At 71.3% G+C, this 15,199-nt stretch carries 12 protein-coding genes; 3 read left to right on the top strand and 9 right to left on the bottom strand.

Annotated features, from left to right (window positions below):
* Nucleotides 1–26: 26 nt before the first annotated feature.
* Genes ACFYP0_RS03265 through ACFYP0_RS03255 form a run of 3 tightly spaced genes read right to left on the bottom strand, consistent with a single transcriptional unit; the run spans nucleotide 27 to nucleotide 3,597 of the window.
* A complete protein-coding gene (locus tag ACFYP0_RS03265) occupies nucleotides 27–2,123 on the bottom strand; it encodes a xanthine dehydrogenase family protein molybdopterin-binding subunit (protein WP_355497984.1) in 2,097 nt (698 codons plus the stop codon).
* Nucleotides 2,120–3,103 (bottom strand): FAD binding domain-containing protein, encoded by a 984-nt coding sequence (locus ACFYP0_RS03260; RefSeq protein WP_355497987.1) that lies wholly within the window; start codon nucleotides 3,101–3,103, stop codon nucleotides 2,120–2,122. Before ACFYP0_RS03260 ends, ACFYP0_RS03265 begins: the two co-directional genes overlap by 4 nt.
* Entirely contained in the window at nucleotides 3,100–3,597 is a 498-nt protein-coding gene (locus tag ACFYP0_RS03255) for a 2Fe-2S iron-sulfur cluster-binding protein (RefSeq protein ID WP_355498050.1), read from the bottom strand. The genes ACFYP0_RS03260 and ACFYP0_RS03255 overlap by 4 nt, the downstream gene beginning before the upstream one ends.
* A gap of 126 nt (nucleotides 3,598–3,723) precedes the next feature.
* Between ACFYP0_RS03255 and ACFYP0_RS03250 the strand changes: the two genes are divergently transcribed.
* Nucleotides 3,724–4,332: a nucleotidyltransferase family protein gene (locus ACFYP0_RS03250; RefSeq protein ID WP_355497990.1), complete on the top strand. Its 609-nt coding sequence runs from the start codon at nucleotides 3,724–3,726 to the stop codon at nucleotides 4,330–4,332.
* On the opposite strand, the gene ACFYP0_RS03245 is transcribed toward ACFYP0_RS03250, so the two are convergent.
* The 5 genes from ACFYP0_RS03245 to ACFYP0_RS03225 all read right to left on the bottom strand — a co-directional run bounded on the left by ACFYP0_RS03245 (nucleotide 4,292) and on the right by ACFYP0_RS03225 (nucleotide 9,666).
* Nucleotides 4,292–4,960, bottom strand: a complete 669-nt coding sequence (locus ACFYP0_RS03245; RefSeq protein WP_355497993.1) for a TMEM175 family protein — start codon at nucleotides 4,958–4,960, stop codon at nucleotides 4,292–4,294. The genes ACFYP0_RS03250 and ACFYP0_RS03245 overlap by 41 nt on opposite strands.
* Nucleotides 4,961–5,069: 109 nt before the next feature.
* A complete protein-coding gene (locus ACFYP0_RS03240; protein WP_355497996.1) occupies nucleotides 5,070–6,446 on the bottom strand; it encodes a GH1 family beta-glucosidase in 1,377 nt (458 codons plus the stop codon).
* 29 nt (nucleotides 6,447–6,475) lie between these two features.
* The gene (locus tag ACFYP0_RS03235) at nucleotides 6,476–7,315 is read right to left on the bottom strand and encodes a carbohydrate ABC transporter permease (RefSeq protein ID WP_091398610.1); all 840 of its coding nucleotides are present in this window, start codon (nucleotides 7,313–7,315) and stop codon (nucleotides 6,476–6,478) included.
* Nucleotides 7,308–8,297: a carbohydrate ABC transporter permease gene (locus tag ACFYP0_RS03230; protein ID WP_355497999.1), complete on the bottom strand. Its 990-nt coding sequence runs from the start codon at nucleotides 8,295–8,297 to the stop codon at nucleotides 7,308–7,310. The genes ACFYP0_RS03235 and ACFYP0_RS03230 overlap by 8 nt, the downstream gene beginning before the upstream one ends.
* 70 nt (nucleotides 8,298–8,367) lie before the next feature.
* Complete coding sequence (locus ACFYP0_RS03225) at nucleotides 8,368–9,666, bottom strand: ABC transporter substrate-binding protein (protein ID WP_112590117.1); 1,299 nt, start codon at nucleotides 9,664–9,666, stop codon at nucleotides 8,368–8,370.
* Between the two features lie 236 nt (nucleotides 9,667–9,902).
* On the opposite strand from ACFYP0_RS03225, the gene ACFYP0_RS03220 reads away from it, so the two are divergent.
* Both ACFYP0_RS03220 and ACFYP0_RS03215 read left to right on the top strand, forming a co-directional pair.
* Nucleotides 9,903–11,102, top strand: coding sequence for an ROK family transcriptional regulator (locus ACFYP0_RS03220; protein ID WP_355498002.1), 1,200 nt, complete (start codon nucleotides 9,903–9,905; stop codon nucleotides 11,100–11,102).
* 423 nt (nucleotides 11,103–11,525) lie between these two features.
* On the top strand, nucleotides 11,526–13,748 hold the full coding sequence (locus ACFYP0_RS03215; RefSeq protein WP_386994171.1) for a discoidin domain-containing protein: 2,223 nt from the start codon (nucleotides 11,526–11,528) through the stop codon (nucleotides 13,746–13,748).
* 109 nt (nucleotides 13,749–13,857) lie between these two features.
* Here ACFYP0_RS03215 and ACFYP0_RS03210 read toward each other — a convergent pair whose 3' ends face one another.
* A complete protein-coding gene (locus tag ACFYP0_RS03210) occupies nucleotides 13,858–15,180 on the bottom strand; it encodes a flavin monoamine oxidase family protein (RefSeq protein WP_386994170.1) in 1,323 nt (440 codons plus the stop codon).
* Between the last annotated feature and the right edge of the window lie 19 nt (nucleotides 15,181–15,199).

Raw genomic sequence — 15,199 nt, 5'->3', positions numbered from 1 at the left:
CGACAGTTGTATCACTGACGGCTTATTTAAGCCAAGTCTGATACTCCGATGAGCTTGTCCAGCCGGATCGGCAGCTCCCGGATCCGTACGCCGGTCGCGTGGTGCACCGCGTTGGCGACCGCCGCCGCGGCGCCCACGATGCCGATCTCGCCGATGCCCTTCACCCCGGCCGGGTTCAGCTCGTCGTCCCGCTCATCCAGCCAGTACGCCTCGATGGACTCCACGTCCGCGCAGCCGGTGATGTGGTAGGTGGCCAGGTCGTGGTTGACCCAGTCGCCGTACCGCTCGTCGAGCAGGCCCTCCTCGTGCAGCGCCATCGACAGCCCCATCGTCATGCCGCCGATGAGCTGACTGCGCGCCGTCGTCGGGTTCACCACCCGCCCCGCCGCGAACACCCCGAGCATCCGGTTCAGACGTACCTCGCCGGTGTCCGCGTCGACCCGTACCTCGACGAAGTGCGCCCCGTACGCGTACCGGGGCAGCGCGGGCTGCCCGCCCACCTCGTCGGTGGTGTCCGCCTCGGCGGCCACCTCACCGGTCGGCGGCCCGCCGTCGCGCAGTTTCTCGCGCAGCGCCTGCGCGGCGCGGATCACCGCCCAGCTCCAACTGGCGGTGCCCATCGAGCCCCCGGCCACCGGCGCGGTCGGCAGGATGCTGTCGCCGATGTGGATCTCCACCCGCTCCGGCGGCACCCCGAGCGCGTCGGCGGCCACCTGCCAGATCGCCGTCCGTGCGCCGGTGCCGATGTCGGTGGCGTTGATCTGGACCAGGAAGCTCCCGTCGGGGCGGGCGGTGGCCCTGGCCGACGACGGCCGGGCGCGGGCCGGGTAGCTCGACCCGGCCACCCCCGTTCCGACCAGCCAGCGCCCGTCGCGCCGGGCGCGAGGCGTCGGGTCCCGGTCCGCCCAGCCGAACCGCTGCGCGCCCTCGCGCAGGCAGGTGACCAGGTTGCGGCTGGTGAACGGCCGCCCCTGGTCGGGGTCGACCTCCGTGTCGTTGCGGATGCGCAACTCCACCGGGTCGATGCCGACCGTGATGGCCAGCTCGTCCATCGCCGACTCCAGGGCGTACGCGCCGGGGCACTCCCCGGGGGCGCGCATCCAGAACGGCGTGGGCACGTCGAGGCGGACCAGCCGGTGCGTGGTACGGCGGTGGGGTGCCGCGTACATGCTGCGGGTGTAGACGGCCGTCTGCTCGGCGAACTCGCGGATGGTCGAGGTCTGGCTGATCGCATCGTGGCAGATGGCGGTGAGTCGCCCGTCGGCGTCGGAGGCGAGGCGGACCCGCTGGATGGTGGGGGTGCGGTAGCCGATCGGCCCGAAGATCTGTTGGCGGGTCAAGGCCAGCTTCACCGGTCGGTCCACGTGCCGGGCCGCGAGGGCGGTCAGCACCACCGCGGCCTTGGCGTAACCCTTGCTGCCGAAACCGCCACCGACGTGCTCGGTCACGACCCGCACCGACTCCGGGGACACCTCGAACAACTCTGCGAGGGTGGCCCGCACCGACGACGCGCCCTGGTTGGAGTCGTGCACCAGCAGCCGTCCGTCGTGCCACTGCGCCGTCGTGGCGTGCGGCTCCATCGGGTTGTTGTGGTACGCCGGCGTCCGGTAGGTGACGTCCACCCGCACCGGGGCGGCCGCGTACCCGGCGTCGAAGTCGCCTTCGGCGGTGTCCGTCGGATAACTGGGGTTGACGTGGTCCGGCTGGTACAGGCCTGGGTGGTCGTCGGTGAGCACGGTGCTGTGTGAGGCGGCGTCGTAGTCGATCCGGACCAGCCGGGCGCCCTCCCGGGCCGCCTCCAGGCTGGTGGCCACCACCACCGCGACGTACTGCCCCCGGTAGTGCACAGTCGGCTCCTGCAACAGCCACAGCTCCGGCTCCGGCTCCGGACCGGGTGCGAGGCGGGGCGCGTTGCCGTGGTGCAGGACGGCCAGCACGCCCGGCGACGCGAGTGCCTCCGACGTGTCGACCCGGGTGATCCGGCCCCGTACCACCGCCGACGGCACCGCCCAGCCGTAGGTGATCCCGTCCACCGGGTACTCCACGGCGTAGCGGGCTGTGCCGGTGACCTTCTCGCGGCCCTCCAACCGGGGATGGGCCCGTCCGACCGCTCCGGTGCTCACGACGACGCCAGTTCGGTGAGCGCCCGCACGGTGATGGCCCGGGTCAGTGGCAGCTTGAAGCCGTTGTGCCGTAACGGGCGCGCCTCGGCCAGCTCCGCGTCGGCGGCCCGGGCCGCCAACTCGGGGCTGAACGGACGACCGCGCAACTCCTGCTCGGCCCGGTACGCCCGCCACGGCCGGTGCGCCACCGCGCCGTACGCCAGCCGCACGTCGCGAACCACGTCCCCGTCGAGGTCCAGCACCGCGGCCACCGAGCCGACGGCGAAGGCGAAGGAGGCCCGGTCGCGCACCTTGAGGTACGTCGAGCGGCGCGCGGCCGGTAGGGGCGCCAGCCGCACGGCGGTGATCAGCGCGCCCCGGGCCAGGGTGGTCTCCCGTTCCGGGTGGGTGCCGGGGGAGCGGTAGAAGTCGGCGATCGGAATGTCGCGGGGGCCGTCGGCCTCGTGTACCTCCACCACCGTGTCGAGGGCGGCCAGCGCGACGGCCAGGTCGGACGGGTGGGTGGCCACGCACTGCTCGGACCAGTCCAGCACCGCCAGATCGCGGTTCTGGCCGTGCAGGGCGGCGCAACCGCTGCCCGGCTCTCGTTTGTTGCACGCCTTGCCGGTGTCCTGGAAATAGACGCAGCGGGTGCGCTGCAACAGGTTGCCGCCGGTGGTGGCCATGTTGCGCAGCTGTCCGGAGGCGGCGGCGAGCAGGGCGCGGGCCAGCACTGGGTAGTCGCGGCGTACCACCGGGTGGGCTGCGAGGTCGCTGTTGCGGACGGTCGCGCCGATCCGCAGCCCACCGTCGGGCAGCCCCTCGACGGTGTCGAGTGGAAGCCGGGTCACGTCCACCAGCACGTCGGGGCGTTGCACCCCGAGCTTCATGAGGTCCACCAGGTTGGTGCCGCCACCCAGGTAGGCGGCCTGCGGTTCGGCCGCCAGCACGGCGACCGCCTCGGCCACGTCGGCGGGCCGGTGGTAGCGGAACGCCTTCACGAGGACGCCGCCGTCTCGCGCACGGCCGCGACGATGTGCGGGTACGCGGCGCAGCGGCACAGGTTGCCGGCCATCCGCTCGCGGATCTCCGCGTCGGTCAGGTCGGCGGGCGTGTTCAGGTCGTCGGTGACAGCGCTGGGCCAACCTCGGGAGACCTCGTCGAGCATGCCGCGTGCGGAGCAGAGCTGCCCGGGAGTGCAGTAGCCGCACTGGAACGCGTCGTGCGCGATGAAGGCGGCCTGCAACGGGGACAGCTCGTCCGGACCGGCAAGCCCTTCGACGCTAACCACTGACCGGCCGTCCACGGTGACCGCGAAGACCAGGCAGCTCTTTACCCGGCGGCCGTCGAGCAGCACCGTGCAGGAGCCGCACTGGCCGTGGTCGCAGCCTTTCTTCGCCCCGGTCAGATCGAGGTGCTCGCGCAGCGTGTCGAGCAGGGTGGTGCGGTTGTCCAGGGTCACCTCACGGGACTCGCCGTTGACCTCGAACGTCACCCGGGACGAGTGTCGCTCGTCGATCGTTGTCGCGTTCTCTGGTCCGCCCTGCACCGGCCCAGACTAGCTTTGTCGGTATATCTCAGGGCGAATAACGCAAAGCCCTTCGTACGGGAGGTGACGACGGTGACCGCCGGACTGCTGCTCGCCGCCGGCGCCGGACGGCGCTACGGCCGGCCGAAGGCGCTGGTCGAGCTGGACGGCGAGCCCCTGGTGCGGCGCGCGATCCGGTTGCTCGGCGACGGCGGCTGCGCGCCGGTGCACGTGGTGCTCGGCGCGGGCGCCGACGAGGTGCCCGACCTGCCCGGCGCGGTGCGGGTCCGGCACGATCGCTGGTCCGACGGGCTGGGCTCGTCGCTGCTGCGGGGCCTGGCCTCGCTGCCGGCCGACGTGCCGGCCGCCGTCGTGGTCCTCGTCGACCAGCCGCTGCTCAGCCCGGTCGCGGTGCGCCGGGTGCGCGAGGCGTGCGCCGACGGCGCGGTCGTCGCGGTCGCCACCTACGCCGGCCGGCCCGGGCACCCGATCCTGCTGACTCGACGAACCTGGCCGCTGCTGAGCGGGTACGCCCTCGGCGACCGGGGCGCTCGCGGCCTGCTGCGCGACCGGCCGGACCTGGTGGTCGAGGTGCCCTGTGACGACGTCGGGTCCCCGGCCGACGTGGACACCCCGGCCGACCTGCTCCGACTCCGCCCCGTCAGCGACGGGTCAGCCAGCGGGGCAGCCCTTCGCTGGTGACCGCGTGATAGATGATCATGACGATGACGCCGACCAGGCCCAGCAGCGGGCTGACGAACCAGCCGAGCAGACCGCTGAGCCCGTACAGGATCAGGCCGGTGACCGGTCGCAGCCGCTGCGTGCGCGCGTACTCGGGACTGACCCCACGCCTCAGCAGCGCCGGGTGCCGGTGCAGGTAGCCGAAGAACACCAGCCAGGGTGCCGACATCAGCGCGGCGGACAGCGCGTACAGGGCGACGGCCGCGCGTTGGTCGTCGGTGTCGCCGTGGGTGAACGCGGACGCCAGCACCGCGGTGGGAAAGGGGATGATCACCGCGCCGAAGAGCACGGCGAGGTTGATCCAGCTCAGCGTGAGCGTGGTGCCACGGATCAGCCGCAGCAGCGCGTGGTGGTTGAGCCAGAGCACCCCGATGTAGACGAAGGACACCACGAAGGCCAGGTAGGAGGCGCCCTCGCCGAGCAGGCCGGTCAGCAACGCGCCCTCGTGGTATTCCGGTACCCGCAACTCGATGACCAGCAGAGTGATGACGATGGCGAAGACGCCGTCGCTGAAGGCCGTCATCCGGTCGATGCCGGACACTCGCGCTCCGGCGTCGGGCTGCTCGGCCTCGTCGGGTGCTGCGGACATTGCCGCAGGCTAGCCATTCGGCAACGCGGTCGGTGGCGGTTTCGTCCGATCGGAACGGGAACGGCCGCCCGAGGTCGAAACCCCGGGCGGCCGCTCGCACCGCCCCCGTTCAGGCCACCGGCGTCGCCGTGCCGGTGGTGCGGGCGAGCCGCTGGTGTGCGCGGATCAACTCGGCGTAGCGCAGGCCGCTCGCCTTCACCGTCCGGGTCTGGGTCGGGTAGTCGACGTGCACCAGCCCGAAGCGCTTGTCGTAGCCGTACGCCCACTCGAAGTTGTCCAGCAGCGACCAGACGAAGTAGCCGTCCAGGGGAACCCCTCGGGCCACCGCCGACGCGCACGCGGCCAGGTGCTGCTCCAGGTGGTCGGTGCGTTCCTTGTCCTCCACCGTGCCGTCCGGGGTGACCTCGTCGGGCCACGCCGAGCCACTCTCGGTGACGATGATCCGGCCCGGCCGGTACTCCTCGTGCACGTCGACGAGCAGCCGCTCCAGGCCTGCCGGGTACATCTCCCAGCCCATCGCGGTCTCCACCGAGCCGGGCACCGGCACCTGCCGCGCGTACGGGGCCGCACCGGTCGGGTCGTCGACCACCAGCTGACGGAAGTAGTAGTTCACCCCGAGGAAGTCCGTCGGCGTGGCGATCACCGCCAGGTCGTCGCCGCGTACCGGCGGCTCGACCCCGTAGGTGGCGATCATGTCGGCGGGGTAGCCGCGCCCGTGGATCGGGTCCAGCCACCACCTGTTGACGTGCCCGTCGGCCCGGCGGGCCGCCGCGACGTCCTCGGGTCGGTCGGTAGCCGCCTCGATCGGGCTGAGGTTGACCACCAGACCCACCGAGGCCGGCCGGGTCGCGTTGGCGCGGATCGCCTGGGTGGCCAGGCCGTGCCCGAGCAGCACGTGGTGCGAGGCGTGCACCGCCCGGGTGAGGTCCCGCTCGCCGGGGGCCATGTTGCCCTCCAGGTGCCCGATCCAGCACACGCAGAGCGGCTCGTTGACAGTGCACCATTCGGCGACCCGGTCACCGAGGCGGGCAGCCACCACCGCCGCGTAGTCGGCGAACGCCTCGGCGGTGGCGCGCTCCGGCCAGCCACCCCGGTCCTGCAGGACCTGCGGCAGATCCCAGTGGTAGAGCGTGACGAACGGTCGGATCCCGTCGGTGAGCAACGTGTCGACGAGCCGATCGTAGAAGTCCAGCCCGGCGGTGTTGACCCGCCCGACGCCGTCGGGCATGACCCGGGGCCAGGCCACCGAGAAACGGTACGCGTCCACCCCGAGTCGGCGCAGCAGCGCCAGGTCCTCCGGCCACCGGTGGTAGTGGTCGCACGCCACCGCGCCGGTGTCGCCGTTGTCGACCTTGCCGGGGGTCGCCGAGAAGGTGTCCCAGATGGACGGCGCCCGGCCGTCGACGTCGACGGCCCCCTCGATCTGGTACGCCGCCGTGGCGACACCCCAGAGGAAGTCGGGTGGCAGCTTGGACAGGTCGGGCACGGGTCGGTTCTCCTCTGGGGTTGGATGACTCACTTGACCGCGCCGGCGGTGAGGCCGGCGACGAAGTAGCGCTGAAGGGCCAGGAACCCGACGACGACCGGGATGCTGACCACCAGCGAGGCGGCCATGATCTGGTTCCAGTAGACGTTGAACTGGGTGGAGTAGCCCTGCAGGCCGACGGCCAGGGTGCGGCTGCCCTCGTCGGTCATCACCGACGCGAAGAGCACCTCACCCCACGCGGTCATGAACGCGTACACGGTGACCGCGACGACGCCGGGCACGGCGGCCGGCAGGATGACCTGGAACAGGGTGCGCAGCGGACCGGCGCCGTCGACCTGCGCCGCCTCGTCCAGACCCCGCGGGATCGAGTCGAAGTAGCCGACCAGCATCCAGATCGAGAACGGCAGCGAGAAGGTCAGGTACGTGATGACCAGGCCGGTACGGCTGGCGTACAGCTCGATGCCGGTGGCGTTGCCCAGGTTGACGTAGATGAGGAACAGCGGCAGCAGGAACAGGATGCCGGGGAACATCTGCGTGGACAGCACCGTCACCGAGAAGACACCCCGACCGCGGAACCGGTACCGGCTCACCGCGAACGCGGCGAAGATGGCCACCGCCACCGAGCAGACCGCCGCGATGCTCGACACCACCAGGCTGTTCACCAGGTACCGGGCCAGCGGCACGGTGCTCCACATGTCGATGAACGGTTGCAGGGTGGGCCTGCTGGGCCACCAGGTGAAGCCGTTCTGCACGTCCTGCAACGGCTTTGCCGCCGACGTGACCATCACGTAGAGCGGGATGACGACGAAGAGGGTGAGCAGGGTCAGCACGATGCGCCGGCCCCAGCGCTCACCGGCGGTCTCACGCATGGTCGCTCCGACGGTTGGTGATCAGCAGGTACGCGGCCGAGACGACCAGCAGGAACAACAGCAGCGCCACCGACATCGCCGACCCGGAGCCGAAGTCCCAGGTCTTGAAGGAGCTGCGGTAGATGTGGATGGAGATCAGGTCGGCCTGCTCCGGCGCGGAGCCGCCGAACAGCACGAACGGGGTGTTGAAGTCGTTGAACGTCCACAGGAACAGCACCAGCAGCAGCACCAGGTTGACCGGCCGCAGCATCGGCAGGGTGACCGAGCGCAGCCGGCGCCAGAACCCGGCGCCGTCGATCGCGGCGGCCTCGTACAGCTCGCCGGGCACGTTCTGCAACCCGGCCATCAGGCACAGGAACGCGAACGGCCAGTTACGCCAGACCGACACGACCAGCAGCGACCAGAAGCTGTTGTCGCCGATCAGCCAGAACGGCCGTTCGTTCATCAGCCCGAGCTGGTCCACGAGCACGTGGTTGACCAGGCCGGTGTCGCGTTGCAGCAGGAAGCTCCAGGTGATCACGGCGGCGTAGACCGGCAACGCGTACGGGGTGAGGAACAGCGCCCGCAGGATCGCCCGTCCACGGAACGGCCGTTGCAGGACGACCGCCGCCGAGATGCCGAGCAGCCAGGCGAACCCGACCGAGAGCAGGCTGTAGGCCAGGGTGATCCAGAACGAGTGCAGCAGTTCCTTGCCGGCGGCGCTGTTCAGGTCGAGCGTCGCCCGGTAGTTCTCCCACCCCACGAACGGTGCGGTGGACCAGTCGCGGATGTGGAACTGGGTCAGCTCCAGCAGGCTCATCCAGACCCCGACCACCATCGGGATCACGTGGATGGCGAGTTCCAGCACGACGGCCGGTGCGAGCAGCAGGTACGGCAGGAGTGAGCGGCGGGGGCCGCGGGGCCGGCGGGCCGGCCCCCGGGCCGGCGACCCGGCCCGGGGTTCGCGCCGGTCGGCGTCCGGCGCGGTGGTGCTGGTTGCCATCGGGGTCCTCTCGGAGTCGGTGGCCGTGGCCGGGCTCAGCGCCCGACCACGGCCACCGGTGACGCCTGGGTCAGCGCATCTTCTGCTGCGCGTCGGTCAGCTTGGCCTTCACCGACGCCTCGGTGACCGGCTTGCCGCTGGCCGCGTCGGCGAACAACTCCTTCATCGCGGTGCCGACCAGGGTCTCGAAGGTGCTCTCGTCGGGGACCTGCGGCAGCGGGGCCGCGGTGGTGACCAGGGTCTCCTGGATGGTCTTCTGCTCCGTGGCACTGAACGCCGGGTCGGAGGCCGCGGTCTTCACCGCCGGCAGCGAGCCGTACGTCTTGTTGAGGATCGTCTGCTCCTCGTCGCTGGTCATGAACTTGACGAAGCTCAGCGCGCCGTCCTTGTTCTTGGTGTGCTTGAAGACCGCCATGTTGATCCCGGCGACCATGCTGTTGACCTTCTTGCCGCCGGCCGGCGGGCTGGCCAGGAACGGCACCGGTGCCACCCCGTACGCGTCGGCGGGCATGTTCTGCGTCTTCAGGTTCGACCCGGCGGACTGCCACAGCAGCATGGCGGCCTTGCCGTTGGCGAAGTCGGAGACCGACTGGTTCTGCGCGTACTCGGCGTTGCTCGGGTTGGTGATCTTGTCGGCGGCCATGAAGTCGATGTACCGCTTGATCGCCGAGACGTTCTGCGGGGTGTCGAAGGTCGGCTTGCCGGCCGAGTCGAACCACTCGCCGCCGTACTGCTGGCTGAAGGTGAAGGCGTGGTGGGCGTTCTCCGACGGGTTGGCACCCTCGATCGCCAGGCCCCACTTGCCGCCGGTGCTCAGCTTCTTGCCGTACTCGGCGAGCTGTTCCCAGGTGGTCGGCGGCGCGGTGATGCCGGCGTCGGCGAACGACTTCTTGTTGTAGTACAGGCTGTACGCCATGCTGTAGAGCGGCACGGCGGCCGGCGGCTTGCCGGGGGCGCCGGCAGCGGCGAGCGCGGCGGGCACGATCCGGTCCTTGCCGCCGACGGCCTGCAGGGCGGCGTCGTCGAACTCGACCAGCGCGCCGGTGGCCTGCAACGACGCCGACCAGGTGTTGCCGATGTTGACCACGTCCGGGCCCTTGCCGGAGGCGGCGGCGGCCAGCAGGCGGTTGAGCAGATCCGACCAGGGGACCACCTCGACGGTGACCTTGATCCCGGTCTGCTTCTCGAACTTGTCCAACTCCGGCTGGAGGATGGTCTTGTCGGCCTCCAGGCTGGCGCCCTGATTGCTGGCCCAGTAGGTGAGCGTCTTGGGCGATGCGGCGGAGTCGTCGCCGGAGCCTCCGCAGGCGGTCAGCGAGGCGGCCGCCAGTACGGCGGCGGTGAATATCCCGAGGTGTCGTCTCGACACGGGTCAGCCCTTCCGGTGCGTGGTGGGGGTCCGCCGGCCTTCGTCACCGATAGGGGTCGGGCGACGGGGGGCCGGCTGCGGACAGGGTTCGGGGGTGCGCCGTCGAGGTCCGTCGGCGTTTCCCGGGAGTTACATCACGGCTTAATTTATGTCGTCATTAAAGTTGCTGGCTGGTGGGTCGTCAAGCACGAGGCGGTTACAGTCGCCTCGAACGGCCGACAGGAACGAGGTGACGAGTGGAGCTGGCGCGAGCCACCAACCGCAGCGTGCGGTTGCGCAACCGGTCCGCCCTGCTGACCAAGCTCTTCCTGGACGGCCCGCTCACCCGGCAGGACCTGGTGCGCAGCACCGGGCTGAGCCAACCCGCGGTCAGCAACGTGGTGGCCGACATGATCGACGAAGGGCTGGTCGCCGAGGCCGGCGCCGCCGAGTCCGACGGCGGCCGGCCCAGCATGCTGCTGCGGATCGCGCCCCGCTTCGCCTTCCTGATCGGCGTGGACGTCGGCGAGACCCGGGTCCGGGTCGAGCTGTTCGACTTCGCGATGACCCTGCTGGCCAGCGTCGAGTACCCGCTCGACCCGGCCCGCACCGAGCCCGACCTGGTGGCCGGGCACGTGCTGGCCGGCATCGAGGCGGTCACCGGCCAGGCCGGGGTGGCCCCCGGCGACGTGCTCGGCGTCGGCATCGGCGTCTCCGGCGTGGTCGAGCAGGGCACCGAGGCCGTCGTGCACGCCCAGGCCCTCGGCTGGGACCGGGTGCCGCTGGAGCGTCTGATCGGCGCCGGCACCGACCTGCCGCTGCACATCGACAACGGCGCGAAGACCCTCGGCCAGGCCGAGATGTGGTTCGGCGCCGGCCGGGGCGCCCGGCACGCCGTCTTCGCGTTGGTCGGCTCCGGGGTGGGCGCGTCGGTGGTGACAAACGGCGCCACCTACCGGGGCGCGTCCAGCAGCGCGGGGGAGTGGGGGCACACCACCCTGGTGTACGGCGGCCGGGTCTGCCGGTGCGGCGCGCGCGGGTGCCTGGAGGCGTACGTGGGGGCGGAGGCGATCATCGACCGCTACCGGGAGGCACGCCGGGGTCGACCGGTGCCGGGCGAGGACGAGGAGTCCCAGATCGCCGCGCTGGTCGCCGCCGCCGAGACCTCGACCACCGCCCGACGCGTGCTGGAGGACACCGCCGGCTACCTCGGCGCCGGCGTGGCCAACCTGATCAACCTGTTCAACCCGGAGCGCGTGGTGCTCGGCGGCTGGGCGGCGATGGCCCTCGGCGACCTGCTGCCGGCCGTGCGGGAGGCGGCCGGCCGGCAGGCGCTGCGCCAGCCGTACGAGCAGGCGTCGATCGAGCTGTGCCGGCTCGGGGTGGACGCGGTGGCGCTGGGCGCGGCCACCCTCCCGATCGCCCGCTTCCTCACCGAGGGCGGCGTCCGCCGCTGACCGCCCGCCGGGGCTCGCTGTCCCCGGCCCGCCGGGGCCTGCTCCCGTGACCGTGACTGGTCCTCCTTCAAGATCGTGCTCGATCCTGGTTGTAGTGGCTTCCGGCCGCTCGGAGGGCCCTCTTTCCGGGATCGAGCACGATCTTGTGAGTGGTCAGCGCCCGCGAGTGCCTTCCGGCGTCCCTCGGAGCCAGGTCCGTCGCCGACGGTCTCGGGGGACGGGAATTACACAAAACCTGATTCTCAGGATAAATAACGGTGTTATAGATCGATGTCTTGACGCCGCCGCAATCTCGCCGCAACACTCCTACGAGAGCGCTCTCCTCCCCGCGGCACCGCGTCGGCGGCACCATCCACGGCGTCACGGGCGAGTCCGATCCCCAACCGTGCGGCAACCCGTAACCCCCTATCGACAGGCGATGTCATGACATCTCGTGCTACATCCGTACGCCCGCGTCCCCGGGTCGTGCGGCACCTGCTCGTCGGGCTCACCGTGGCCTTGGTCGCGACGCTCACGCCGACCGGAACCACCACACCCGCGCAGGCCGCCCCCGTCCTGCTGTCCCAGGGCCGCTCGACCACCGCCTCGTCCACCGAGAACGCCGGCACCCCGGCCGCCGCAGCTGTCGACGGCAACACCGGCACCCGTTGGTCCAGCGCGTTCAGCGACCCGCAGTGGCTCCAGGTCGACCTGGGCGCCCGCGCCACCATCACCCAGGTCACCCTGGCTTGGGAGGCCGCCTACGGCCGGGCTTTCCAGCTGCAGACCTCCGACAACGGGTCCACCTGGACCACGATCTACTCGACCACCACCGGCACCGGAGGGACCCAGAACCTCGCCGTCTCCGGCGCCGGCCGCTACGTCCGCATGTACGGCACCGCCCGGGGCACCGGCTATGGGTACTCGCTCTGGGAGTTCCAGGTCTACGGCGAGAGCGGCGGGACCGGCGAGCCCCCGGTCGACACGACCGACCCGCGCAACCCGAACCTCGGGCCGAACACGTTCGTCTTCGACCCGAGCACGCCGACGTCGACCATCCAGAGTCGACTGAACACCATCTTCACGCAGCAGGAGACCAACCAGTTCGGCCCGCAGCGCTACGCGGTGCTGTTCAAGCCCGGTACCTACACCGCCGACGTCAACCTCGGCTTCTTCACCCAGGTCGCCGGCCTCGGCATGAGCCCCGACGACGTCAACCTCAACGGCCACGTGCGTGCCGAGGCGTTCTGGTTCGGCGGCAACGCCACCCAGAACTTCTGGCGGGCCGCCGAGAACCTGTCGGTCACCCTGCCCGCCGGGCAGACCGTGGAGCGCTGGGCGGTGTCCCAGGCGGCGCCGTACCGGCGGATGCACCTACGCGGCGCGCAGAACCAGATCCAGCTCTGGAACGGCGGCGACGGCTGGTCCAGCGGTGGCCTGATGGCCGACACCCGCATCGACGGCCTGGTCGTCTCCGGCTCGCAGCAGCAGTGGTACTCCCGCAACAGCGAGTTCGGCAACGGCTGGACCGGCTCGGTGTGGAACATGGTCTTCCAGGGCGTCAACGGCGCTCCGGCGCCGAGCTTCCCCAACCCGTCGCACACGGTCATCCCGCAGACCCCGCAGGTCCGGGAGAAGCCGTTCCTGTACGTCGACGGCACCGGTGAGTACCGGGTCTTCGTGCCGGCGCTGCGCACCAACTCGACCGGAACCAGCTGGTACAACAAGACCCCGGCCGGCTCGTCCATCTCGCTGTCGCAGTTCTACGTGGTCCAGCCCGGCACCAGCGCCGCCACCATCAACGCGGCCCTCGCCCAGGGGCGGCACCTGCTCTTCACCCCGGGCGTGCACCGCGTCACCGAGCCGATCCAGGTCAACCGGGCCGACACCGTCGTCCTCGGTCTCGGTCTGGCCACCATCCAGGCCGACAACGGCGCGGTGGGCATGCGGGTGGCCGATGTGGACGGCGTGAAGGTGGCCGGCATCATGTTCGAGGCCGGCACGACGAACTCGCCGGTGCTGATGGAGGTCGGGCCGTCCGGCTCGTCCGCGAGTCACGCCACGAACCCGACCTCTTTGCACGACGTGTTCTTCCGTATCGGAGGGCCGCACGTCGGCAAGGCCACCAACACGCTGACGGTCAACAGCGACAACGTGATCGGCGACCACATGTGGTTGTGGCGGGCTGACCACGCCGCCAGCGGCGTGCCGACCGGGTGGACGCTGAACACCGCCGACACCGGGCTCACCGTCAACGGCGACAACGTCACCATGTACGGCCTCTTCGTCGAGCACTACCAGAAGTACCAGACCATCTGGAACGGCAACGGCGGCCGGACGTACTTCTACCAGAACGAGCTGCCGTACGACCCGCCCAACCAGGCGGCCTGGATGAACGGGTCGACCCGGGGCTACGCCGCGTACAAGGTCGCCGATTCGGTGACCAGCCACCAGGCGTTCGGGCTGGGCAGCTACAGCTACTTCAACGTCAATCCCGCTGTCGTGGAGGAGCGGGCCTTCGAGGTGCCCAACAACCCGAACGTGCGCTTCACCAACATGGTCACCGTCTCGCTCGGTGGCGTCGGCACCATCAACCGGGTGATCAACAACGCCGGTGGTACCGCGAACGCGGCCAACCAGCAGGTGTACCTGACCACCTACCCCTGACCGGGGCGCCCGCGCCGACCCGGTCCTCCGTGACCGGGTCGGCCGGGTAGCACCCAGGGCCGTGGCCGGCCCGGTCCCGCCGAGACCGGGCCGGCTGCGGTCGTGCCGCTCAGCCGGCCAGGACCTCGGCCGCCGCCCGTTCACCGGCGCGCACCGCGCCCTCCAGGTAGCCACTCCAGCGGGTGGCCGTCTCGGTGCCCGCCCAGTGCACCCGCCCCACCGGCGTCCGCAGGTGCGGACCGTACGTCCGCCAGGTGCCCGGGGTGAGCGCACCGGAGAAGCAGCCCCGGGTCCACTCGTCGGCCGACCAGTCGTACTCGACGAGATCCACCGGGTCCTCGGCGCGTGGCCCGACCACGTTGGCGAACGCTTCCAGCAGGCACTGCCGACGTCGCGCGGGGGACATGCCGCGAAGCGCGGCGGCGTCCGTGGAGTAGCTGAACCCGGTCAGCACCCCGAGCGGCGAGGTGGGGGTGGAGTTGTCGACCGACTCGGTGAGCGGACCGGTGCTGCTGGTGGTCACCCCGGAGCGCCCGTCGGCACGCCAGAACGGCTCCGGGTAGACGGCGTGCACCTTCAGCGCCGAACCCATCGGCATGCGCTGGGTGAGCCCGTCACGCAGCGGGGGCAGCGGCGGGTCGTACCGGATCCGGCCGGCCAGTGCCGGGGCCAGCGCGACCACCACGGCGTCGCCGTCGACGCGCCCGGTGTCGGTCCACGCCGTCGCCCCGTGGATGGTCTGTTCGATGGCTCGCACCGGCGCGGCCAGGGTCAGGGCGCCCGGCGGCAGAGCGGTGGCCATCCGTTCCGCCAGCGCAGCCGGCCCGCCCACGATCCGGTCCTGCTGCGCGCCGCCGGCCATCCCCAGCAACGGCCCGGTCCCGCCGGCGCTGCGCAGGTAGAACAGCAGGTGCAACAGGGACAGCTCGTCCGCGCCGGTGGCCAGCAGCCCGCCGGCGAGCACCCGCCCCAGGTAGTCGGCGGTGTCGTCGTCCCCGGCCGTGGCGGCGAGCCACCCGCCGAGGGTCGTCCGGTCCCACCGTGCGGCCTCCGGCGTCGCCCAGGGTGCGGCCGGGTCCAGTCGTGCGGCGTACTCGTCGAGTAGGCCGAGCACCCGGCCCACCTGCACCGGCGGCTCGGCCCGACGCGCACCGGTCCAGAGCAGGGTGGGCGCGCCGACCGATGCCGAGGCGAAGGTGGCCAGCCCGTGCTCGGCGACCAGCGCGTACATCCGGTCCTGGGTCGGACCGATCCACTGCGCCCCCAGGTCGAGCTGCGTGAGCTCGGGCAGCCAGCGGGTCAACACTCGCCCGCCCACCCGGTCGCGGGCCTCCAACAATCGCACCTGGGCGCCGGCACGGGTGAGCGCCAGCGCGGCGGCGAGCCCGGAGAAGCCGGCGCCGACCACGACCACCCGCAAGCCGTCGACCACACCGGGGTCTACCCACAAC

Source organism: Micromonospora arida (assembly GCF_042873195.1).
Classification (GTDB): domain Bacteria; phylum Actinomycetota; class Actinomycetes; order Mycobacteriales; family Micromonosporaceae; genus Micromonospora; species Micromonospora arida.
Note: the sequence above shows the minus strand (reverse complement) of the source record. Positions and strands in the feature narration are given on the sequence as shown.